We start from the raw sequence: 21,114 nt of genomic DNA, 5'->3' as shown, positions 1-21,114 counted from the left end.
GCGCCATGATCCGTTCCGGTCCCTGCCGAGTTCTCCTCCTGGTCGGCGGCGCGCTGATCGCGGTGGCCGCGGGTGCGCAGTCCGGCCGGGGCATCCGCGAACCCGTCGATGAAGCCAACCCGCTCGTCGGGACCGCGCCGCTCGACCGCGCCGATCTGCTCGGCAACGCGCCGCCGCCGGGCGAGCCGGCCTATTCGGGGCAGACGTCGCCCGGTGCGCGCGTGCCGCACAGCGGCGTCGAGGTCGCGCCGGTCAACGTCAACATCGAGCTGAACTATCCGTTCGGCGTCCCGACACCCTATCATTATCCGAACGCGACGATGATCGGCTTCACCGCGGGCGGCGGGCCGACCTATGGCGGGCGTGCCAAGCCCCTCTTCATGCCCGTGGTCGGCGACTGGACCGTCCCGCCGGCCTATACGCAGGTCCATTACGACAAGACGCGCGAGACGGCGGCGCCCGGTTATTATTCGGTCGCGCTGGACGGCGGGACCGTGGTCGAGCTGACCGCGACGCGCCTGAGCGGGCTGATGAAGTTCGCCTTTCCCAAGACCGATCGTGCCGCGGTGCTGGTCAACCTGCCGCGTGCGGGCGGTACGATCGAGGTGGTGGGCGACCATGTGATCCGCGGTCTGTCGGCACCGCAGGGCGATCGCGAGACCGCCGACGGCCCCTATTTCGTTGCCGAATTCTCACGGCCGTTCAGCGGCTTCGGTACCTTCCGCAAGGCGCCCGGCGACGGTGCGGCATGGGGCATCGGCGACAAGGACGTCGAGGCGAAACGCCGCAGCGTCGCTGGCAGCTATGCCGGCGGCTATCTCGATTTCGCGGCGCAGCGCGGCGAGACGGTGCTCGTCAAGGTGGCGCATGGCCACAGCTATGCCGAGGCGGAGGCTCGGCTGCGGTCCGAACAGCCGGGCTGGGATTTCGCGGGCGTCCGCGGGGCCGCGCGTGCCGCCTGGGCGCAGCTGCTCGACAAGGTAAAGGTAACCGGCGGCACGCCGCGCCAGCGCCAGCTCTTCTATTCGACGCTGTTCCAGTCCTTCGCGAGTCCGCGGCTGATCGCGCGCAAGGGGGAACGGCTGATGCGGCAAGGCGGGGGGCGTCGGTGATGGCGTATGACCGCTACAGCCCGGTGCCGTACTGGGATACCGCGCGCAACCAGCTGACGCTGCTGGAACTCGTCGCGCCCGATCTGGTCGCGGCGACGATGCGCTCCGAGCTCGAGACCGCGCGCGAACGCGGGTATATGAACACCTCGTTCCACGGCGATCATGCGGTGCTGATGTACCTGGGCGCGATGGAGCGCGGCATCCGCTTCGATTATGCCGACGCCTATGCCTATCTGCGCAAGAACGCGACGGACGTGAACGGGCCGCGCGGGTATCTCGCGGAATATGCAAGCAAGGGCTGGATCTCCGACATCGTGCCCGCGGGTAATCCCAGCCCGCCTTATGCGGGTGGCAAGGCGGGGATGGACAAGACGCTCGAATATGCCTGGGACGACCACGCACTCGCGCAACTGGCGCGCCGGCTCGGCAAGACCGACGACGCGGCGTTCTTCGCCAGGCGGGGGGCGAACTGGCGCAACGTGTTCGACCGGTCGATCGGGTTCATGCGCGGGCGCACCGCGGATGGGAACTGGATCGCGCCGTTCGACCCGGGCGAGCCCTATTACAACTTCGCGAGCAAGGAGGCGTCGGGCTGGTCGAACCTGTGGCTGGTGCCGCACGACGTGAACGGACTCATCGGTGCGCTTGGCGGACGCGCGGCGTTCAACGCGAAGCTCGATGCGTTCTTCACCACGCCTTATGCGCCAAAGGGCATCTGCCGCGACTGTACCGGGCTGATCGGCCAATATGTCCAGGGCAACCAGCCCGACCAGCATGCGCCGTATCTCTATGCCTGGAGCGGGCAGCCGTGGAAGACGCAGGCGCTCGTCCGCCGCGTGCTCGCGGACCTCTATGGCAGCGATGCCGCGGGCTATGGCTATCCCGGCATGGACGACCAGGGATCGACCTCGTCCTGGTACGCGCTGAGCGCGATGGGATTCTACCCGGTCGATCCCTCGACGCCGGCGTACATCATCGGCAGCCCGATCTTCGACCGGGTGCGGCTGACGATGGGCAACGGGAAAATGCTCGAGATCGTCGCGCGCAACACCTCGGCGGCCAACATGTATATCCAGTCCGCGACGCTCAACGGCCGCCCGTGGACGAAGCCGTGGTTCAGTCACGCGGACATCCGCGACGGGGCGACGCTGGCGCTGGTGATGGGGCCGAAGCCCAACACCGCGTGGGGGAGTGCTGCCGCCGACGCGCCACCATCGGCGACGCGTGCGACCGTCTCCGCCGCCGGTGTCGACAGCATTGCGAAGGGTCAGGCCGCGGCGTCGGGGATGTAGCCGAGCACGAACGCGATCACGTCCGCGGCGGGCATCTCGCACGGTCGCAGCGCGGGACCGGCGGCGAGCATGTAGAGGTTGAAACTGACCGTGAAGCTGCCGTCCAACGCCTCGCCCCAGAGCCAGCGGCGTTTGGCATCGGCCGAGACCGACAGCGTCGCGCCCCAGCGGACGCCGCGATACGATCCCTCGCCATATCCGGTCGGGAGCCGGTCCAGCGCGGCGATGAAGGCTTTCATGTCGTCCGCGCTCATGGTCCTGTCCCTACATCCCGCGCTTACATCCCAGTGCCTTACATCAGCGTGTCGATGATGCCGCCATCGACGCGTAGCGCCGCGCCGGTGGTCGCCGAGGCAAGCGGCGAGGCGAGATAGACGACCATGTTCGCCACTTCCTCGACGGTCGCGGCGCGGCGGATGAGCGAGCCCGAGCGATGCGCCGTGACGAAGTCGGCGGCGACGTCCTCGATCGCGCGATCGCCCTTTGCACGCTCGTCCTCGAGCATCGTCGCGACGCCTTCGGACAGCGTCGGGCCGGGCAGCACCGAATTCACCGTCACCCCGGTACCCGCCATCCGCTTGGCGAGGCCGCGCGCGAGCGCGACGTCGGCGGTCTTGCTGACGCCGTAATGGATCATCTCGACCGGGATGTTGAACGCGGACTCGGACGCGAGCAGCACGAACCGGCCCCATCCCGCCTTTTCCATGCCGGGCAGATAGCTGCGCGCGAGGCGGACGCCCGCCATCACGTTGATCTGCCAGTGGCGGTCCCACGTCGCGTCGTCGGTTTCGAAGAAGTCCGCGGGCTGGAAGATGCCGAGATTGCTGACGACGATGTCGGCCCTGGGTTCGGCCGCAAGCAACGCGTCGTGACCCGCGGCATCGCCGAGATCGGCGACGACGCCGCGCGTGGCGCCGCCGATCCCCGCGACCGCGGCATCGACCTTCGCCTGCGTGCGGCCGTTGACGACCACGGTCGCGCCTGCGTCGGCGAGCCCCTTGGCGATCGCGAACCCGATGCCTTCGGTGGAGCCGGTGACGATGGCGCGTTTGCCGGTGAGATCGATCTGCATGGGGCGTGGTCCTGTTGCTGTGCGCGGGCGCTGTGTCGTGCGAACGAACGGGGAGGCGGAAAGCCGCGCGGCGCGCTTGCCATCGACCGCTGGCTGCACGGGCGGTCGTTTCCGGAACCGCCCCGGCGTTCATCGCTTCAGATGGTGAAGGAAGACATCATGTCCAGTATCGATCGACGGCAGGGATTGTGGCTGCTTGCCGGGAGTGCGGTCGCGACGCTTGCGCTTGGCGCGCGCGCGGTGGGGCAGGCGGCTGGGCAACCGAGCGGACCGCGCGGAGACGTGCTGGCGCTGATCGAGAAGTCCGCGGGGCGTATCGCCTTTTACGCGCTCCCCGACGGCCGGCGGGTCGCCGCGCTGTCGCTCGGCACGCAGCCGCACGAGATCGCGGCGGACGCGGCACGGCGCTTTGCCTATGTCGGCCATTACGGGGTCGAAAGCTGGAAGGCGCCCGGCGCGGGCGGGAGCAAGGTCTGGGTCATCGACCTACACCGGCGTGCGCTCGTGCGGACGATCGACCTGTCGCCGTTCGGTCGTCTGCACGCGGTCCGGATCGACGCGCGGGGGCGGCTCTATGTCCTGTCGGAGACCGACAGCATGCTCGCGCGCTTCGACGATCCCGTGCGGGACGACGCGCCGTCGCGGCTGATCCCGGTGGGCGGCGCGCGCAGCCATTACCTCGTCATCCGGCGCGACGGCACGCGCTGCTATGTCGCCGACACGCTGAGCGGCGCGGTCATCATGGTCGATCCCGAGGACATGGGCGTCGCGCCGGTGCGCAAACGGATCGGCACCGCGCCCGAGGCGATGACGCTGAGCGCGGACGAGCGGACGCTCTACGTCATCGATCGCCCCGGCGGAATCATCCACGCGCTCGATGCCGACACGCTCGAGACGCGCGCGCGGCGATCGATGCGCGGTGAGGCGGTCCGTATCGTGACGCAGGCGGATGGCCGGCTGATCGTGTCGAACGTGGCGGACAAGAGCCTGTCGCGGCTCGATCCGGTCACGCTCGCCGAGACGGACCGGCTTGCCCTCGAGGCGGGGGCGCCGGGGCTGAACCTTGCAGGCGACATGCTCTATGCCTCGCTAGAAAACGACAGGGTCGTGCGCGTCGATCTGCGCACATGGGCGATCGCAGGGGCGTTCGCCACGGGATCCGCGCCCGACGCCGCGATCGTCGTCTAGCCGGCAAGGTCTACGCGGGACGCCGGCATCGTGACGGCGCGCGATCAGCGGGGGCGAGCAGCTGGTCGAGCAGGATCGGCGCATAGCCGTTCGCGTCGACGCCGACGTCGAACTGGCGCGTCACCGGTTTCAGCCGCCCATGGCTGTGGCCGTGCAGGTTGATCGCGCCGCGGTGCTGTCCGTTCCAGCTTCGGAACGGGTAATGGCACAGAATGAGCAGCCTACCGTCCAGCTCGATTTCGGCATAATCGGCGACGCTCGCCCACCCGGGTGCCGCGAGCGTCGCGTCGGGATCGTTGTTGCCGCGGAGCAGATGCTTGGTGCCGTTGAGCCGTGCGAGCAGCCCGGCGACGTCCGCCGGTCGTCGCGCGACGTCGCCGAGATGCCAGACCACGTCATCCGGGCCGATCGCGGCGTTCCAGCGTGCGACGAGCGCCTCGTCCATCTCGGCAACGGTCGCGAACGGCCGGCGCGAAATGTTGATCGTGCGGTGGTCGCCGAAATGCGTGTCGGCGGTGAAGAATACGCGCGCCTGCGCCTGCTGCGCCGCCGGTTCTGCCATCGTCCGTCAACGGCCACCGGCGACAAAGGTTCGGCGCGACCGGGTGTTTCGGCGTGCGCGCCCGGGGCGGACGGCGCGTCGGATGGCGGATGGCATTGCGAGGGTGTGTCGTGGCGTCCGTCCCCGCGTCGTACCGCGATGGCGGGGCGAGCATCGTCCTCGCGTTCGTCGGGCGCAGGGTCGGCGGGAAGGGCTGCAGCAGACGCAGCCTGATTTATATCAATTCACATTTTATAACCTGTGTTGCGTCGGTCTATCTGGCCGTCGGTCGTCGGGAACTGCCGACTACACCCGGGCATGGAGAATTCTCGCTGCTGCGCGAATGTAAAGGTGGTAATATTCATGGTGGTCCGAAAACTGTCCTTGGTGCCGCGATAATTCGAGTGCCACGATCTTCCAACGACGGTATGCATGGCGACGGGAATCGGGGAGGCGGGTGATATGGCAGAACAGGCCGAAGTCTTTCCCGAACAGGATCGTCATTTCCGTCTGGTCGCCGATAGTCCGATTTCCTGTGTCATCAGCGATCCGCGGTTGCCGGACAACCCGATCATCGCCTGCAATACCGCCTTCTGCGACCTGACCGGCTATCCGGCGGAGTATGTGGTCGGGCGCAACTGCCGGTTCCTCTCGGGTCCGGCGACCGAGCCGTGGCTGACCGAAGAAATCCGGCGCGGCGTGCGCGAGCATCGTCCGGTTCTCGTCGAGATCCTGAACTACAAGCGCAGTGGCGAGCCGTTCCGCAACGCCGTCATGGTCGCACCGATCTATGACACGCATGACGCGCTGCTGTATTTCCTCGGCGTGCAACTCGAGATTGCGCCCGAAGCGGCGACGTCGTCGAGCATGCGGCGCATCCGTGCGGCGGAAATGGTCAAGGCGCTGTCGCCGCGACAGGGCCAGGTGCTCCAGCTCGTCGCGAACGGCCTGCTCAACAAGCAGATCGCGGCGGAACTTGATCTGGCGGAAAAGACCGTCAAGATGCACCGCGCGATCCTGATGAACCGGCTCGGATTGCACACGACGGCGGACCTCATCCGGCTGGCGGTCGAGGCGGGGCTTTAGGCGCGCGCGCTGGGATACGGCACAAAGTCCGTATCGCCCGCGATCCCGGTGCCTTCTACGCAAGGCTGGTCGTCACAACGGCGGTGTCGTGGCCCCTGGGCCATGCGATCTGCGGCTGGGAGAACCCGCTCCCATCCAGCGCGGTGTGACGCTGTACCGGGGGATGGAGGGCGCCTCATGATCGTTGGGCGACATCCCGCGTCAGGCTGCCCGGCGCACTCGTGCCGCGGATCAATGCGACGGAGGCTCCAATGGATATCGTGACACCCTTTCAATATTCGCTGATCTACAACGCGTTTTCCTTCACCTTCGCGACGATGGCGGCGGCAACGGCGTTTCTGTGGCTGAGCCGGTCGCAGGTCGCGCCGGCGTATCGGACCGCGCTGACCATCTCGGGCCTCGTCACGGGAATCGCCGCCTATCATTATTACCGCATCTTCGAGAGCTGGATCGCCGCGTACAGTTTCGGCAACGGCGTCGTCACGGCGACGCCGTTTGCGTTCAACGATGCGTATCGCTACGTCGACTGGCTGCTGACCGTGCCGCTGCTGCTGATCGAACTGGTGCTGGTGATGCGGCTGTCGCGCGAGGAGACCAGCTCGAAGGCGGTGCGGCTGGGGTCGGCCGCCGCGCTGATGATCGTGCTGGGCTATCCGGGCGAGATCTCGGCGGATATTCCGACGCGCGTCCTGTGGGGCACGCTGTCGTCGATCCCGTTCGTGTATATCGTGTGGGAGCTGTTCAGCGGGCTGGGCAAGTCGATCGCCGACCAGCCCGTCGCCGCGCAAGGGCTCGTGCGCAAGGCCCGGCTGCTGACCTTCGCGTCATGGGGGTTCTACCCGATCGTGTACATGGCGCCCTATGCCGGGCTGACCGGCGGCACCGTCACCACGACGATCCAGATCGGCTACACGATCGCGGATATCGTCGCCAAGGCGGGTCTGGGCATCCTGATCTTCCTGATCGCGGTCCGCAAGTCGGAGGCGGAGGCCGATGCGCACAAGGGCTATGCCGTGTGATGCCGTGACGATCGTTGCGCATCCCCGCCCGTCATCCGAACGACGCGCGTCATCGGACCGACGCGCGTCATCCCGTCACCGTGCCCCGTCCGGGCGCGGTGATGTCGTCTATCCGGCCTATTGGGTCGCGGCGGCGGCGCTGATCGTGGCGACGCTGCTCGGGCTGCCGCTCGGACAGCCGGCCGCGGTCGTGGCGGCGACGATCGTGTTCATCGGCGGCGGGCTGCCGCACGGCGCTTATGATATCGCGCTGTTGCGGCGCGCGGTCGCGCTGGACCGGTCGCGAGTCGGCTTGGCGCGCGGCGGATTGACGGGCGACGGATTGCTGCGCGTCGGACTGGTGGTCGGGGGCTATGTCGCGACCGCGCTGCTGATGGTGTCGCTGTGGTTGACCGTGCCCTTGGTGGCGCTGGTCCTGTTCCTCGCGGTTGCCGCGGTGCATTTCGGCGAGGACTGGGCGATGCTCGAAGAGCCCTTGTTGCGCGTGGCGGCGGGTGCGGCGGTGATCGGCGCGGCGACGATCGGGCATCCGTCCGCGGTATCGGCCGTGTTCGTCGCGATGAGCGATCCGCGCGCGGCGGTGGTGGCCCGGATCGTCACGGCAATCGCGCCGGTCGCGCTGCTGGTGACGCTGGTCGGGATCGCGCTGGCATGGCGGCAGGGGAGCCGGCACTGGGCGAGCGCGATGGCGGTGTGTCTGGGTCTGCTGATCGTGTTGCCGCCGGTCGCGGGGTTCGCGCTGTTCTTCGTCTTCCTCCATTCGCCGCGGCACCTCGCGCAGACGCGCGTGCTGTTGCGCGACATGACGCGCGCGCGGTGGATCGGGACGGGGGCGCTGCTGTCCGGCGTCGCGATCCTCGGCTGGTGGGGCGTGCGCGTCATCGCACCGTCGCGGTTCGACCCGAGCTTCGGGGCGCAGGCGTTCCAGTTGCTGGCGTCGGTGGCGGTCCCGCATCTGCTGCTGTCGCGCTGGCTCGAACGGCGGCTGGCCGTCGCGTGCTGCGCTGAGGACCAGACCGCGGCGCCGTGAACGTCCGGACGCCGCCGTCGCCACGGCGGTGCCGGCGCGTCAGCCGGTCATACCCGCAGGGACCGACGCCTCGAACCGCGTTGCCCCGGGGCGCGAGGCGGCGAGCATGAGGTCGCCGTCATGGCCGCGGAGAATCTGCCGGGCGAGCGCGAGGCCCACGCCGGTGCCTTTGGCCTTGGTGGTGAAGAAGGGGCGGAAGATGTCGGGCTGGTCGCCGGCGGGGATCCCCGGACCGGTGTCCGTCACCGCGAACCGCGTCTGGCCGACCAGTGCGAAGACGGCGAAGGTGACGCGCGGATCGGGCGTGTCGTGGAGCGCCTCGGCCGCGTTCTGCAACACCGCCCAGAGTGCTGCGGTCAACTGGTCCGGGTCGGCGAGCAGATGCGCCGGCGCGTCCGCGCGGTCGGTCGTGAACGCGATACCCGGCCACCGCGTCGTGAACAGCGCCGCCAGATCGTCGGTGAACGCGGTCAGCGCGATCCGCTCGGGCACGGGCGCGGGAAGCCGCGCCAGCGCACGATAGCTCTCGCCGAACCGGTGCAGGCTCGCGGCGCGGCGCGCCACCGTCTCGATCGCCTCGCGGACCTTGGGCAGCGCCGGGTCGGGATCGTCGAGCATCGCCACGGCGGTCTCGGCGAGCGAGGCGATCGGGGTGAGCGCGTTGACGATCTCGTGGCTCAGCACCTGGACGAGTTCGCGAAGCGCGGTCGCCTCGACGGCTTTCAGTTCGGCATCGATGTCGATCAGCGCGCCGATCCGCGTCATCCGACCCGACAGCGCGAGATCGCCGGTGGCCAGCGCGAAACTGCGGACGACGGCGTCGTGGCTGATGTCGATCGTCGCGGTCCGACCGGGGCGGGTATCGGACAGCGCGGTCACGAGTCCCGCGGGCGGATCCGCGACGAGGTCGCTCGCGCCGAGCAGACGCCGCGCGGCACGGTTGACGACGCGCAGGCGGCCGTCGTCGAGCGCGACGAGCGGGGCGGGCGACAGGTCGAGATAGGCGGTCAGCCGCCGACGGTCCTCCTCGTCGGCGCGGACGTCGGCGAGGAGGGGCGCAGGGGGCGACGGCCGCGGCGGCGGCTGCCGGCCGATGTCGACGAGGTTCAGCGCGGCGGTCCAGACCGCGATCAGCGCGGCGAGCAGCGCGGTGGCATAGAGCCCGCGCGTCGCGGCAAACGCTCCGCCGGCCCCCGCCGCGGCGATCACCAGTGCGCGCACCGCGGCGCGGACGCGGTCAGAGGCCATGGCGCGCCATCCGTCGATACAGCGCGGCGCGCGTCAGTCCGAGCTGCGCGGCGGCGCGGCTGACGTTGAACGCGTGACGCTCGAGCGCGGCGGTGATCAGCGCCGCCTCGTTGCGCGCCAGCGACAGATCGGGGGCGAGCGCGTGCGGCACGGCGATGTCGGGCGACAGCATGAGGTCGCCGATCGCGTGCGCGTCACCGGTGCCGAGCAATACCGCGCGCTCGATCGTCTGGCGCAGGCCGCGGATGTTGCCCGGCCAGCGATCCGCCGCGATCGCCTGCGCCGCGTCCGCGTCGAGCGGTCTGTTCGGCTTGCCATGGCGATGCGCGAACAGCGCGAGGAAATGGCGGGCGAGCAGCACCGCATCGCCACCGCGGTCGGCGAGCGGCGGGAGCGCGATCTCGATCGTGCCGACGCGGTCGAGCAGGTCCTCGCCGATCGCGCCCCGCACGCCCGCGCGATCGAGCCGCGTCGTCGCGACCACGCGGATCCCGTCGAGCGCGGGCAGCAGCACGTCGTGGAGCGCGCGGGGCAGCCGGTCGATATGGTCGATCACCAGCATCCCGCCCGCCGCGGCGGCCGTCCGCGCCGCGATGGCGGCAGCGTCCGCGGCCTCCGCGTCGAGCGTCACGAGCGGCCGGTGCGCGCAGGGCGAGGCCTGATGGATCAGCCGCGCGATCAGCGTCTTGCCGGTGCCCGTCGCACCCAGGAGCAGGATCGGCGCCGCGGTCGGCGCGACGCGCGCGATCAAAGTCCGTGCGCGCACGATCCCGTCGCTTTCGCCGAGCAGGATGCCGTCGGTGACCGGTGGCGTCGCTGCGGTCTCGAGCTTCGCGCGGCGCAGCGCCAGGCCGCGTTCGACCGTGGTCAGCAGGCGTTCGTTGTTCCACGGCTTGATGACGAAATCGGCGGCGCCGCTGCGCATCGCACGGACCGCGACCGCGATCCCGCTATGCCCGGTGACGACGATGACGACCGCGCGCGCATCCGCCGCGATCAGCCGGTCGAGCATCGCGAACCCCTCCTCGCCGGTGGTGCGCCCGCGCGCGAAGTTGAGATCGAGCAGGATCACGTCGATCGATTCCCCCGCCAGCACGACCCATGCTGCCTCCGGATCCGCCGCGGTCGACACGCGCATCGCGTGCCGTTCGAGCAACAGCCGGGCGGCCCTCGCGATGTCGGGATCGTCGTCGATGACGAGGATATGCGATTCGGTTGACATGGCGAACATAGTGTCCGGAAACGAACAGTCGGTACAGTCTGGCTACGCGACGAGGCCGGCCGCGTTCTATTCTCACTATAACTCAGTCACTTAGGCTGTAACCGCGCGGTCCGGTACAGTGTCCGCATGACGGAGACGACCCTGCCCAGTGCCGGCGCCGCGATGGATCGGCGGATCGAGCGCCCGCATGCCGCGCGGCGCAGGCGGATCGTGCGCGGCACGATCGCGCTGGCGGTGCTCGCGGCGGCGGCGCTGCTATGGCTGCTGATGCCGGGGGCGAACGCGCTGGCGGTCGATGCGGCGGCGATCCGGACGGGCGTCGTGACGCGCGCGCCGTTCCGCGATTTCGTGCCGCTGCGCGCGGAGGTCGCGCCACTGCGCACGGTGTTCGTGACCGCGATCTCGGGCGGGCAGGTCGCCGCACTGGCCGCGAGCGACGGCGCGCGCGTTGCCGCGGGTACGCCGCTCGCGCAGCTGTCCAACCCGTCGCTCGAACTCGACGTCGCCAGCCGGTCGGCCGACATCGTCGGGCAGTTGAGCGCGATCAGTGGCCAGCGCCTGTCGGTTCAGACCACGCGGCAGGACGGCGCGCGCGATCTTGCCGAGGCACGCAACGCGCTGTCCAAGGCGCGGACCTTGCTCGCGCAGAAGCAGGTGCTGTTCGACCGCGGGATCATCACGCGCGCGGCGATCGATCCGGTGCGCGAGGACGTCGGCTATCAGCAGGCGCGCGTGGCGGCGCTCGATCGCGGGACGGCGGAGGCGGGGGCGACGCTGGCGGACCAGGCGTCGGGGATCGCCGCGACCGCGCGCCAGTTGCGCGAAAGCCTCGCGATGGTCCGCGCGAGCCTGTCCGCGCTGGTGCTGCGCGCGCCCGTCGCGGGGCGGCTCACCGCGTTCACGCTCCAGCCCGGGCAGACGCTGAAAAGTGGCGACCCGGTCGGGCAGATCGATTCGGAGGGGCAGTGGAAGCTGACCGCCGATGTCGACCAATTCTATCTCGGGCGCGTGCGCGCGGGGCTCGGCGCCGCGGCGGATATCGACGGGCGCAGCTATCCGATGACCGTCATCAAGAAACTGCCGCAGGTGACCGAGGGGCGGTTCCGCGTCGAACTGGGGTTTCGGGGTGCCGCGCCGGGCGGACTGAACCGCGGGCAGACGCTCGACGTGCGGCTGGTGCTGGGTGCGGACCGGCCCGCGGTGGTCGCGCCCGCGGGCGGCTGGCTCGATGCGGGCGGCACGACCGCGTTCGTGCTGGATGGCGACCAGAAGGCCGTCAGGCGCGCGATCGTCACCGGCCGGCGCAATCCCGATCAGGTCGAGATCGTCTCCGGCCTCGTGCCCGGCGAGCGGATCGTGACGACCGCGCTCGGCACCTACACCCCCTTCCAGACCCTTCTCATCCGATAGGATTCGATCATGATCCAGTTACAGGCCCTCAGCCGCACCTATGCCTCGGACGAGATCGAGACGACCGCGCTCGGCGGCATCGACCTCGCGGTCGAGGCGGGCGAGTTCGTCGCGATCATGGGGCCGTCGGGGTGCGGCAAGTCGACGCTGCTCAACATCATCGGCACGATCGACCGGCCGACCGACGGGCGGTATCTGTTCGAGGGCGCGGACATCGCACGCGCGCCCGAGGCTGCGCTGGCAAGGTTGCGCCGCGACCGGCTGGGCTTCGTGTTCCAGAGCTTCAACCTGATCGACGAGCTGACGATCGCCGAGAACGTCGCGCTGGGGCTCGCCTATCGCACCATGCCCGCGCGCGAGAAGAAGGACCGCGTCGCGGCGGCGATGGACCGCGTCGGCATCGCGCACCGCCAGCGGCATCACCCGCATCAATTGTCGGGCGGGCAGCAGCAGCGCGCGGCGATCGCGCGCGCGATCGTCGGCGAGCCGCGCCTCATCCTCGCGGACGAGCCGACCGGCAATCTGGATACGGAGAACGGCGCGCAGGTGATGGACATCCTCGGCCAGCTCAACGCCGACGGCGCGACGATCGTGATGGTCACGCACAGCCCGTCGCACGCCGACATCGCCAAGCGGACGGTGCACATGCTCGACGGCCGCATCCTGTCGTCGGCGCGCCGGGCGGCATGATGCGCCGGTTGCTCGGGACGCTCGTGCTGCTGCTGCTCGTCGTCGTCCTCGTCCGCCATCTCGCGGCGACCAAGCCCGCCCCCAAACCCTCCGGCGACGCCTGAAGGACCCGCCATGTCCGCTCTCACCAGCCTCTATCGCTCGGCGACGCGCCATCGCCTGTTCGCGCTGCTCAACATCGGCGGGCTCGCGCTCGGCATCGCGGTGTTCCTCGTGCTGTTCCTGTTCGTGCAGTTCGAGACCGGATTCGACCGCGCGCTGCCTGACCAGGACAAGCTCTGGGTTCTCGAGCAACGCTATGCAATGCCCGGCTATCCTGCCGACACCAGCTCCGACACGCTGGGCAGCGAATTGACGATCCTGAAGGCCGATTATCCGCAACTCGTCGGCACGCGCTATTCCACTGTCGCGGCGACCGTTCGGCAAGGGGCGCAGGCGACCGCCGAGGATCTGGCCGCGGTCGATCCGAATTTCTTCGACCTGATGCGCTATCCGGCGGTCGAGGGTGACCCGACCGCCACGCTCGCCGATCCCAACGGGCTCGTCGTCACGCAGGCCGCCGCGCGCAAGTATTTCGGCAGCCAGCCGGCGATCGGCCAGACGCTGCAGCTGTCGATCGATGGCCAGACCTATCCCTATCGCATCGGCGCCGTGCTGCGCGACATGCCCGACAATGTCAGCCTCAAGAGCGAGATGTTCGCGCAACTCGTCCGTGCGCGGTTCGGAAGCGAGTGGTGGGATCACTGGGGCAGCGCATCGTTGACGACGGTCCTGCGCTTTCCCGATGTCGCGGCGGCGCGCGCGTTCGAGGCGCGATTGCCCTCGTTCCTCGACGCGCACGCCTATGCGAGCGGCAACATCAAGAAGGGCGAGTATTTCCAGTCGCTGCGCCCGATGACCGCGATGCACCTGTACACCCCTGGCGACCGCGCGATCGTGACGACGCTGGGCGCGGTCGGGCTGCTGACGTTGCTCATCGCGATCGTCAATTACGTCAACCTGGCGACCGCGCGGGCGGGCTCCGCGCGCGCGAGGTGGCGATGCGCAAGGTGCTCGGCGGCACGCGCCGGTCGCTCATGCGACAGTTTCTGGGCGAGGCGCTGGCGACGGTCGCGGTGGCCGCGTTGATAGGGCTGGCCCTCGCCGAGATCGCCTTGCCGTTCGTCAACACGCTCGGCGGGACCACGCTTGCGATCCGGTATTTCGGGGCGGACGGCATCCTGCCACCGCTCTTGGCGCTGGTCTTGGGGATTGCGCTCGTCGCCGGGCTGTATCCCGCCTTCGTGCTGTCGAGCTTCCGCCCCGCCGCGGTGCTCGCGTCGACGCGCGCGCCGGGCGGTGGTCGCGCCGGAGCGCGGCTGCGTGGCGGACTGGTCGTGATCCAGTTCGCCATCGCGATCGCCTTCGCCATCGCGACCGCGACGATGCTGGCGCAGACCGCGCACATGCGCGACGCCGATCTCGGGTTCCGGCGCGACGGGCTGATGATCGTGCGGTCGCTGATGACGGGCGGGATCGATGCGCCGCAACGCGCGGCGATCCTGCGCGCCCTGGCGGCGGTGCCGGGCGTGACCGGTGTCACGGTCGGAAACAACGCGCCGGGCGACCAGAGCACGACGAACTTCTCTGGCTATACCCGACCGGGCGGCTCCAGCGTGAAGACGTCGGTCATGGATGTCGATACGGGCCGCGACTATTTCCGGGTCTATGGCGCGCGGCTGATCGCCGGTCGGCTGTTCGACGCCGCGCATGCCGACGATCGCGCGCTGCTGACGCTTGAGCAGCGCAAGCGGACCGGGCCCAATATCGTGATCAACCGCAAGGCGGCGACCGCCCTGGGGTTCACCTCGCCCGCCGCAGCGCTCGGACAGACGATCAGCGACGGCAGCCGGCCGTCGACGATCATCGGCGTGGTCGACGACGTGCGGTTCCGCAGTCCGCGCGATCCGGTCGATCCGGTCGCCTATAGCTACAACAGCATCGACATCCTCTCGCCCTATGCCGCGGTGCGCTATGCGGGCGATCCCGAGGCGATGGCGAACGCGATGGAGGCGGCGTGGAAGCGGGTCGTGCCCGGCGTTCCGTTCGACGCGCGCTCGGTCGAGGACAATCTGTTCCGGCGCTATTACAAGGCGGATGCGCAGCGCTCGCGGTTGTTCACGATCGGGGCGGTCCTGGCGATCGCGATCGGCTGTATCGGGCTCTACGGCCTCGCCGCGTTCGACACGACCCGGCGCGTCAAGGAGATCGGCATCCGCAAGACGCTCGGCGCGTCGACCGCGGACGTGCTCAGGCTGCTGATCGGGCAGTTCATGCGGCCGGTGATCCTGGCCAATATCGTCGCCTGGCCGCTCGCCTATGTCGCGATGCAACGCTGGCTGGCCGGGTTCGACGACCGGATCGCATTGTCGCCGGCGTTCTTCGCCGGTGCGTCGCTGGCCGCGGTGCTGATCGCGAGCGCCACCGTCTTTGGCCAGGCGTGGCGCGTCGCGCGTGCCGAGCCCGCGCGCGCGCTGCGGCACGAATAGGATCATCGCCATGCATTCCGCACTGCTGACGCTGTACCGATCGCTGACCCGGCATCGGCTGTATGCCATCCTCAACATCGGCGGGCTCGCGCTCGGCATCGCGGTGTTCCTCGTGCTCTTCCTCTTCGTGCGGTTCGAGACGGGCTATGACCGCGTGCTGCCGGGATGGGAGCGGGTGTGGAAGGTGGAGCGCAGCATCCAGTTTCCGGGCAATCCGCGGTTCCAGATTCCCTCGTCGCCCGAGCTGCTCCCGCAGCTCAGGGCCGCGTTTCCCGGGCTCGTCGGCGTGCGGATGACACCGTACGACACCGCCACGGTGCTGACGGGGCAGAGCAGCGCCACCGCCAGGCTCACGCTGGTCGATCCAGGCTATTTCCGGATCTTTCCGTCGCCGGTGCTGGAGGGCGATGTCGCGGGCACGCTCGCACGCCCCGACGGCATCGTCGTCACGCGCATGGTCGCCGAGACCTATTTCGGCAGGGCCAGCGCGCTGGGCCGTACGTTGACGGTCGCGCGCGACGGCAAGCCCGCGGTCTACCGGATCGGCGCGGTGATCGCGAACCTGCCCGCGAACACGACCTATGTCAGCGATATGTTCGCAGCGATGCCCGCGCGGCCCGCCGCCGACGAGCAATCCGCCGGCTACGGCGTGACGACCTTCCTGTCGTTGCCCGATGCCGCGAGCGCGCAGCGTATCGCCACCTTCATCCGTCGCCACCCCGATCCGGGCTTCAACGCGGACAGCATCAAGTTCCTGACCGAGGACATCACGCCGCTCGCCGACCTGCACCTCGCGGACGGCCGCAGCCGGACGGTCGTGACCGTTCTCGGCACCGTGGGCGCGGTCGCGTTGCTGCTGGCGATACTCAACTATGTGAACCTGGCGACCGCGCGGGCAGGGATGCGCGCACGCGAGATCGCGATGCGCAAGGTGCTCGGCGCGACGCGCGGCATGCTGGTCGTCCAGCTGCTCGGCGAAGCGCTGGTCGCCGTGACGCTGTCGGCGCTGGTCGGCCTGACGCTGGCGGAGATCGCGCTCCCCTTCGTCAACGCGACAGGCGGGATCGGGCTAACGCTCGTCTATTGGGGCGCGCGATCGATCCTGCCGCCGCTTGCCGCGCTGGTCGTGCTCGTGACGCTGCTCGCAGGCTTCTACCCCGCCTTCGTGATTTCGCGGTTCCAGCCAGCCGCGGTGCTCGCCGCGGCGCAGACTCCGGGGGTGACCGCGCCGGGGCCCGCGTCCGCAAGGCGTTGGTCGTGCTGCAGTTCGCGATCGCGACGAGTTTGATGATCGGCACGGCGGTGCTCGTCGCGCAGGCCCGCCATGTCCAGAATGCCGATATCGGCTTCGGTCGCGATGGCCTGATCCTCGTCAACGGCTTTGGCGACCGCGCGCTCGATCCGGCGCAGAGGACCGAACTTGCGACCGCGATCCGCGCCATCCCGGGCGTGGCGGCCGTGACGACGAGCGGCATCGTGCCCGGCGGCGGGAGCTTCGCGATCGGCAAGATGCACCGCGCGGGCGCGACCGGCGAACCGCCGATGATCGTCCAGGGCACGGTCGGAGACGCCTTTTTCGAGACCTATCGCGCGAGATTGCACGCGGGGCGGCTGTTCGATCCCGCCCGGTTCGCGCTCGATATCGGCAATGGCGACAAGGATCCGCCCGCGCGACTGCCAAACGTGATCCTCAACCGCACCGCGGTCCGCAGGCTGGGGTTTGCACGCCCCGCGGACGCGATCGATCAGGTGGTGGCGCGCGATACCGGCGCGGTTCGGATCGTCGGTGTCGTCGACGACATGCGGTTCGGCACGCCGCGCGATCCGGTCGATGCGCTGGCCTATAGCTACCGGCCCGATGGCGGCTATCGCTCGGTTCAGGTCGTCCGGACGGCGGGCGATCCGGCGCCGGTGCTCGCGCGCATCGAGACGCTGTGGCACCGGATCGCGCCGGCGGTGCCCCCGGTCGTGGTGACGGTCGATCAGAAACTCTACGAATCCTTCTATCGTCAGGACGTCCAGCGATCGCGGCTGTTCATGATCGGCGCGGTGCTCGCGGTCGCGATCGGGTGTATCGGCCTCTATGGCCTCGCCGCGTTCGACACCGCGCGCCGGATCCGGGAGATCGGGATCCGCAAGACGCTGGGCGCGTCGACGACGGACGTGCTGATGCTGCTGATCGGCCAGTTCCTGACGCCCGTCCTGATCGCCGGGGTCATCGCGGTCCCGGTCGCCTATATCGCGATGCAGCGGTGGCTGGCGGGGTTCGACGACCGCGTCGCGCTGTCGCCGTGGCTGTTCGTCGCGGCGATCCTGATTGCGGGCTGTATCGCGGTGGCGACGATCTTCAGCCAGACATGGCGCGTCGCACGCAGCGAGCCCGCGCGCGCGCTGCGCCACGAATGAGACCGGCGCTGTCGGGAGTTTGACCCGCTGCCGGCGCTACGGAACGTCGCGGGCCTGTGGCTCGGACGCACGGTCGGCATCCGGCGGTGAGCGATCCGCGGGGCTGCGCAGGATGCCATCGCGCAACATCCGCGCGACGACGCCGGCGATCTCGTCGGGCGTCCCGTCCTCGCTCCAGACGCCGTAGCGGAGTCCGAGGAACACGTTCATTCCCATGATCGCCCAGCCGTGGATCTCGCCGACGTCGCCCGTGACCTCGCCGCGCTCCGCGGCGTTTCGCAGGCGGCGCGTGATGCGATCGGCGGTGGTCGCGTAGTGGAGGCGGAAGCTGGCGGGATCGACGAATTCGGATTCGTCGATGATCCGGTAGATCTCCTTGTGCTGGCGGACGAAGGTGATGAACTCGCGAAGCCCCGCCTGCTCCGCGGCAAGCTGGTCGGGCGCGGACAGGATCGCCGGGGCGACCTGATCGCGCACCTGGTCCGACATGTCGCGGACGAGCGCGCGGAACACCGCGTCCTTCGAGTCGAAATAGGTGTAGAAGCTGCCGAGCGCGACGCCGGCGCGGCGGGTGATGTCGCTGATCGATGCCTGGTGAAACCCGTTGTCGCCGAATTCAATCGCGGCGGCGTCGAGGATCGCGCGCATCGTCCGGCGGCCACGCTCGGTCCGCGGTGCCTTGCTGTCGCCGGTCGTCGCCGGGTCTGACGGCGTCGTCTCCTGCGCCTTCGCCATTCTGTCTGCCTCGATACACAAGTTGAATACTGGTTCAGGTTTCAGTATAGACTGGAACCAAGGCGCACAACCCGGATCATACCGGGCGCATCAAGCGGGCGCCGCAGGAGGGGATGACACCGTGGCACAGCCGAAATCCGTGATAATCATGTTGAACGCCGGGGTCGCACTCGCCGCTATGCTCGGCGGATCCGCGTCCGCGCAGACTCAACCCGCCGCCAGCGCCGCAGACGCCGCGCAGGCCACGCAGACGGGGCCCGCCGCCGACGAGGCCGGGATCGATGGCGATATCGTCGTCACCGCGCGCCGCCGCGAGGAACGGCTGCTCGACGTGCCGATCGCGATCACCGCGTTCACGGGCGCGCAGCTCGAGGCGTCGGGTGCGCTCGACGTCACCGACCTCGCCGCCGTCACGCCGAACGTCACGCTCGAGACCTCGCGCGGCACCAATTCGACGCTCACCGCCTTCATCCGCGGCGTCGGCCAGCAGGATCCCGTCGCGGGGTTCGAGGCGGGCGTCGGCATCTATCTCGACGACGTCTATCTCAACCGCCCGCAGGCCGCGGTGCTCGATATCTACGACGTCGAGCGGATCGAGGTGCTGCGCGGGCCGCAGGGGACGCTCTATGGTCGCAACACGATCGGTGGCGCGGTGAAGTACGTGACCCGCCGGATCGGCTCGGACCCGACGCTGAGCATCCGCGGCACCTATGGCAGCTATGACCAGGCGGACGGCGTCATCAGCGCGAGCACGCCGATCGGCGACACGGGGTTCCGGATCGGCGGCGCGGTCGCACGGCTGAGCCGCGGCGGGTTCGGCACCAACCTCACCACGGGACAGGACAATTACAACAAGGACTTCTGGGGCGCGCGCGGCACGCTGCAATATGAGGCGGGCGACAGCGCGTTCTTCCGCCTGTCGGGGGATTATACCAAGGACGACAGCAACCCGCGCGGCGGGCACCGGTTGATCCCGGGGCTGGTTTCAAGGACGCCGGTGCTGTCCGACGTGTTCGACAGCCGCGGGGGACTGGTCGCGCCGAAACAGTCGGTCGAGGCCTATGGCGGTTCGCTCTTCGCCGAACTCAAGCCCGCCGCGTATCTGACGCTGCGCAGCATCACCGGCTATCGCAAGGACGACAGCGCGACGCCGATCGATTTCGACGCGCTGCCCGCGGTCGATGTCGACGTCCCCGCCTTCTACAACAACGAGCAGTTCAGCCAAGAGGTTCAGCTGCTGGTCGATGCCGGGCCGTTCAACATGCTGGCGGGGCTCTATTATCTCGATGCCAAGGCGCGCACCGTGTTCGACGTGCGGTTGCCGGCGACGGTGACCGCGCTGACCTTCGGCGATGTGCGGACGAATACGGTGGCGGTCTTCGGCGATGCCACGCTCGACGTGACGCCGATGCTCAGCGTGTCGGTCGGCGGCCGCTATACGTGGGACGATCGCATGTCGCAGGTGCAGCGCAACGTGTATCTGGGCGCATCGCCCTTCTTCGGCGGCACGACCGCGCCGATCGCACGGCAGACCGACTTCCGCGGGACGGCGAGCTTCGCCAAGTTCACGCCGCGCGCGTCCGTCAGCTTCAAGCCCGATGCGAACAACACGCTCTATGCGAGCTGGTCGAAGGGTTCAAGGGCGGCGGGTTCGATCCGCGCGGGGTCGGCACCGCAGCGCCCGACCTCAACGGCAACGGCATCACCGGTGCCGGCGGCGACCGGCAGGATATCTACAACTTCCTGTCGTTCGGGCCCGAGAGCGTCGAGAGCTATGAGGCGGGATACAAGGCGTCGCTGTTCGACCGCCGGCTGACGCTCGCGGTGGCGGGGTTCCATTCGAAATATACCGATGTCCAGGTCCCCGGATCGGTCGGGGCCACCGTCGGCGGAATCCAGACCTTTATCGGCATCACGACCAATGCGGGCCGCGCGCGGATCAACGGTGTCGAAGGCGAGGCCAATCTGACGGTGGCGGAGGGGATCGCGGGGACCGGCGACCGCGTCAATCTGTCGGGGACGATCGGCTATCTCGATGCCAAATACACGCGCTTCATCGATTCACGCGGGATCAATGTCGCCGCCAATCGCAGGTTCCAGAACACGCCCGACCTGACCGCAAGCGGGACGCTCGCCTATCATGTCCCGGTCGGTGCGGCGGGCGCGATCGATGCGAGCACGACCTTGTCCTATCGCAGCGATTCGCAACAGTTCGAGCTTCGCACGCCGCTGCTCGACCAGCCAGCCTATGCGCTGCTCGACGCGAACCTCGTCTATACGATCGATGCGCGCTTCTCGATCGGGGTTCATGGGAAGAACCTGACCAACAAGCGCTATGTCGTGTCGGGCTATAATTTCCTGCTGCAGAACCCCGATACCGGCGACTATCTGCGCACGGCGGCGGGCGCGTTGCGGCCATCGCTCGGCAGCGACGGCGTGCTGACCGCCTATTACGGCAACCCGCGTCAGGTCTTTGCGACCCTCACCGCGAAATTCTGATGGAGCGCAGGCGGGGGGCGGGTGATCGCCCTGCGT

Annotated in this window: 18 protein-coding genes and 1 pseudogene; 13 read left to right on the top strand and 6 right to left on the bottom strand. The window is 69.1% G+C overall.

The features are described from left to right. The first annotated feature begins 5 nt into the window (after positions 1 to 5). Complete coding sequence (locus tag QP165_RS07795; protein ID WP_333994952.1) at positions 6 to 1,112, top strand: glycoside hydrolase domain-containing protein; 1,107 nt, start codon at positions 6 to 8, stop codon at positions 1,110 to 1,112. Continuing rightward, a complete protein-coding gene (locus QP165_RS07790) occupies positions 1,112 to 2,404 on the top strand; it encodes a glycoside hydrolase family 92 protein (RefSeq protein WP_333994950.1) in 1,293 nt (430 codons plus the stop codon). Before QP165_RS07795 ends, QP165_RS07790 begins: the two co-directional genes overlap by 1 nt. Here QP165_RS07790 and QP165_RS07785 read toward each other — a convergent pair. Both QP165_RS07785 and QP165_RS07780 read right to left on the bottom strand, forming a co-directional pair. After that, complete coding sequence (locus QP165_RS07785) at positions 2,380 to 2,658, bottom strand: hypothetical protein (RefSeq protein ID WP_333994949.1); 279 nt, start codon at positions 2,656 to 2,658, stop codon at positions 2,380 to 2,382. The two genes, QP165_RS07790 and QP165_RS07785, sit on opposite strands and share 25 nt — an antisense overlap. Before the next feature lie 38 nt (positions 2,659 to 2,696). Next, positions 2,697 to 3,476: an SDR family NAD(P)-dependent oxidoreductase gene (locus QP165_RS07780; RefSeq protein ID WP_333994946.1), complete on the bottom strand. Its 780-nt coding sequence runs from the start codon at positions 3,474 to 3,476 to the stop codon at positions 2,697 to 2,699. A gap of 159 nt (positions 3,477 to 3,635) precedes the next feature. Here QP165_RS07780 and QP165_RS07775 point away from each other — a divergent pair, with 159 nt between their 5' ends. After that, on the top strand, positions 3,636 to 4,664 hold the full coding sequence (locus tag QP165_RS07775) for a YncE family protein (RefSeq protein WP_333994944.1): 1,029 nt from the start codon (positions 3,636 to 3,638) through the stop codon (positions 4,662 to 4,664). A 10-nt stretch (positions 4,665 to 4,674) separates the two neighbouring features. Here the strand turns inward: QP165_RS07775 and QP165_RS07770 are convergent, their stop codons facing one another. After that, on the bottom strand, positions 4,675 to 5,226 hold the full coding sequence (locus QP165_RS07770) for a metallophosphoesterase (protein ID WP_333994942.1): 552 nt from the start codon (positions 5,224 to 5,226) through the stop codon (positions 4,675 to 4,677). 441 nt (positions 5,227 to 5,667) lie between these two features. Here QP165_RS07770 and QP165_RS07765 point away from each other — a divergent pair, with 441 nt between their 5' ends. The 3 genes from QP165_RS07765 (at position 5,668) to QP165_RS07755 (ending at position 8,340) form a co-directional block, all read left to right on the top strand. Then, positions 5,668 to 6,291 (top strand): LuxR C-terminal-related transcriptional regulator, encoded by a 624-nt coding sequence (locus QP165_RS07765; protein WP_333996978.1) that lies wholly within the window; start codon positions 5,668 to 5,670, stop codon positions 6,289 to 6,291. Between the two features lie 251 nt (positions 6,292 to 6,542). Next, positions 6,543 to 7,310 carry a bacteriorhodopsin-like gene (locus QP165_RS07760; protein ID WP_056016907.1) on the top strand — a complete coding sequence of 256 codons (768 nt, stop codon included), beginning with the start codon at positions 6,543 to 6,545 and terminating at the stop codon, positions 7,308 to 7,310. Beyond that, the gene (locus QP165_RS07755; protein ID WP_333994940.1) at positions 7,300 to 8,340 is read left to right on the top strand and encodes a Brp/Blh family beta-carotene 15,15'-dioxygenase; all 1,041 of its coding nucleotides are present in this window, start codon (positions 7,300 to 7,302) and stop codon (positions 8,338 to 8,340) included. The genes QP165_RS07760 and QP165_RS07755 overlap by 11 nt, the downstream gene beginning before the upstream one ends. A gap of 39 nt (positions 8,341 to 8,379) precedes the next feature. On the opposite strand, the gene QP165_RS07750 is transcribed toward QP165_RS07755, so the two are convergent. After that, the gene (locus tag QP165_RS07750) at positions 8,380 to 9,588 is read right to left on the bottom strand and encodes a sensor histidine kinase (protein ID WP_333994939.1); all 1,209 of its coding nucleotides are present in this window, start codon (positions 9,586 to 9,588) and stop codon (positions 8,380 to 8,382) included. Further along, entirely contained in the window at positions 9,578 to 10,810 is a 1,233-nt protein-coding gene (locus tag QP165_RS07745; protein WP_333994938.1) for a sigma-54-dependent transcriptional regulator, read from the bottom strand. Before QP165_RS07745 ends, QP165_RS07750 begins: the two co-directional genes overlap by 11 nt. 126 nt (positions 10,811 to 10,936) lie before the next feature. Between QP165_RS07745 and QP165_RS07740 the strand changes: the two genes are divergently transcribed. The 6 genes from QP165_RS07740 (at position 10,937) to QP165_RS07715 (ending at position 17,844) form a co-directional block, all read left to right on the top strand. Continuing rightward, a complete protein-coding gene (locus QP165_RS07740) occupies positions 10,937 to 12,220 on the top strand; it encodes an efflux RND transporter periplasmic adaptor subunit (RefSeq protein ID WP_333994936.1) in 1,284 nt (427 codons plus the stop codon). A 9-nt stretch (positions 12,221 to 12,229) separates the two neighbouring features. Further along, on the top strand, positions 12,230 to 12,910 hold the full coding sequence (locus QP165_RS07735; RefSeq protein WP_056016902.1) for an ABC transporter ATP-binding protein: 681 nt from the start codon (positions 12,230 to 12,232) through the stop codon (positions 12,908 to 12,910). A gap of 114 nt (positions 12,911 to 13,024) precedes the next feature. Further along, on the top strand, positions 13,025 to 14,038 hold the full coding sequence (locus QP165_RS07730; RefSeq protein ID WP_333994934.1) for an ABC transporter permease: 1,014 nt from the start codon (positions 13,025 to 13,027) through the stop codon (positions 14,036 to 14,038). Continuing rightward, on the top strand, positions 13,951 to 15,438 hold the full coding sequence (locus tag QP165_RS07725) for an FtsX-like permease family protein (RefSeq protein ID WP_333994932.1): 1,488 nt from the start codon (positions 13,951 to 13,953) through the stop codon (positions 15,436 to 15,438). Before QP165_RS07730 ends, QP165_RS07725 begins: the two co-directional genes overlap by 88 nt. Positions 15,439 to 15,448: 10 nt before the next feature. Further along, a complete protein-coding gene (locus QP165_RS07720) occupies positions 15,449 to 16,726 on the top strand; it encodes an ABC transporter permease (RefSeq protein WP_333994930.1) in 1,278 nt (425 codons plus the stop codon). Continuing rightward, a complete protein-coding gene (locus tag QP165_RS07715) occupies positions 16,696 to 17,844 on the top strand; it encodes an FtsX-like permease family protein (protein ID WP_333994927.1) in 1,149 nt (382 codons plus the stop codon). The genes QP165_RS07720 and QP165_RS07715 overlap by 31 nt, the downstream gene beginning before the upstream one ends. A 36-nt stretch (positions 17,845 to 17,880) precedes the next feature. Here the strand turns inward: QP165_RS07715 and QP165_RS07710 are convergent, their stop codons facing one another. Beyond that, positions 17,881 to 18,579, bottom strand: coding sequence for a TetR/AcrR family transcriptional regulator (locus QP165_RS07710; protein WP_333994925.1), 699 nt, complete (start codon positions 18,577 to 18,579; stop codon positions 17,881 to 17,883). A 178-nt stretch (positions 18,580 to 18,757) separates the two neighbouring features. On the opposite strand from QP165_RS07710, the pseudogene QP165_RS07705 reads away from it, so the two are divergent. Continuing rightward, positions 18,758 to 21,078: pseudogene (locus QP165_RS07705) on the top strand (TonB-dependent receptor). Positions 21,079 to 21,114 lie beyond the last annotated feature (36 nt).

The organism is Sphingomonas sp. 22R3R2A-7 (assembly GCF_036856055.1).
Lineage (GTDB): Bacteria > Pseudomonadota > Alphaproteobacteria > Sphingomonadales > Sphingomonadaceae > Sphingomonas.
This window is presented reverse-complemented; position numbering and strand designations above follow the sequence as displayed.

Excerpts from the sequence above, each read along its gene's own strand:
- QP165_RS07795 (WP_333994952.1), top strand. The coding sequence starts at position 6 with ATGATCCGTTCCGGTCCCTGCCGAGTTCTCCTCCTGGTCGGCGGCGCG.
- QP165_RS07790 (WP_333994950.1), top strand. The coding sequence starts at position 1,112 with ATGGCGTATGACCGCTACAGCCCGGTGCCGTACTGGGATACCGCGCGC.
- QP165_RS07785 (WP_333994949.1), bottom strand. The coding sequence starts at position 2,658 with ATGAGCGCGGACGACATGAAAGCCTTCATCGCCGCGCTGGACCGGCTC.
- QP165_RS07780 (WP_333994946.1), bottom strand. The coding sequence starts at position 3,476 with ATGCAGATCGATCTCACCGGCAAACGCGCCATCGTCACCGGCTCCACC.
- QP165_RS07775 (WP_333994944.1), top strand. The coding sequence starts at position 3,636 with ATGTCCAGTATCGATCGACGGCAGGGATTGTGGCTGCTTGCCGGGAGT.
- QP165_RS07770 (WP_333994942.1), bottom strand. The coding sequence starts at position 5,226 with ATGGCAGAACCGGCGGCGCAGCAGGCGCAGGCGCGCGTATTCTTCACC.
- QP165_RS07765 (WP_333996978.1), top strand. The coding sequence starts at position 5,668 with ATGGCAGAACAGGCCGAAGTCTTTCCCGAACAGGATCGTCATTTCCGT.
- QP165_RS07760 (WP_056016907.1), top strand. The coding sequence starts at position 6,543 with ATGGATATCGTGACACCCTTTCAATATTCGCTGATCTACAACGCGTTT.
- QP165_RS07755 (WP_333994940.1), top strand. The coding sequence starts at position 7,300 with ATGCCGTGTGATGCCGTGACGATCGTTGCGCATCCCCGCCCGTCATCC.
- QP165_RS07750 (WP_333994939.1), bottom strand. The coding sequence starts at position 9,588 with ATGGCCTCTGACCGCGTCCGCGCCGCGGTGCGCGCACTGGTGATCGCC.
- QP165_RS07745 (WP_333994938.1), bottom strand. The coding sequence starts at position 10,810 with ATGTCAACCGAATCGCATATCCTCGTCATCGACGACGATCCCGACATC.
- QP165_RS07740 (WP_333994936.1), top strand. The coding sequence starts at position 10,937 with ATGACGGAGACGACCCTGCCCAGTGCCGGCGCCGCGATGGATCGGCGG.
- QP165_RS07735 (WP_056016902.1), top strand. The coding sequence starts at position 12,230 with ATGATCCAGTTACAGGCCCTCAGCCGCACCTATGCCTCGGACGAGATC.
- QP165_RS07730 (WP_333994934.1), top strand. The coding sequence starts at position 13,025 with ATGTCCGCTCTCACCAGCCTCTATCGCTCGGCGACGCGCCATCGCCTG.
- QP165_RS07725 (WP_333994932.1), top strand. The coding sequence starts at position 13,951 with ATGCGCAAGGTGCTCGGCGGCACGCGCCGGTCGCTCATGCGACAGTTT.
- QP165_RS07720 (WP_333994930.1), top strand. The coding sequence starts at position 15,449 with ATGCATTCCGCACTGCTGACGCTGTACCGATCGCTGACCCGGCATCGG.
- QP165_RS07710 (WP_333994925.1), bottom strand. The coding sequence starts at position 18,579 with ATGGCGAAGGCGCAGGAGACGACGCCGTCAGACCCGGCGACGACCGGC.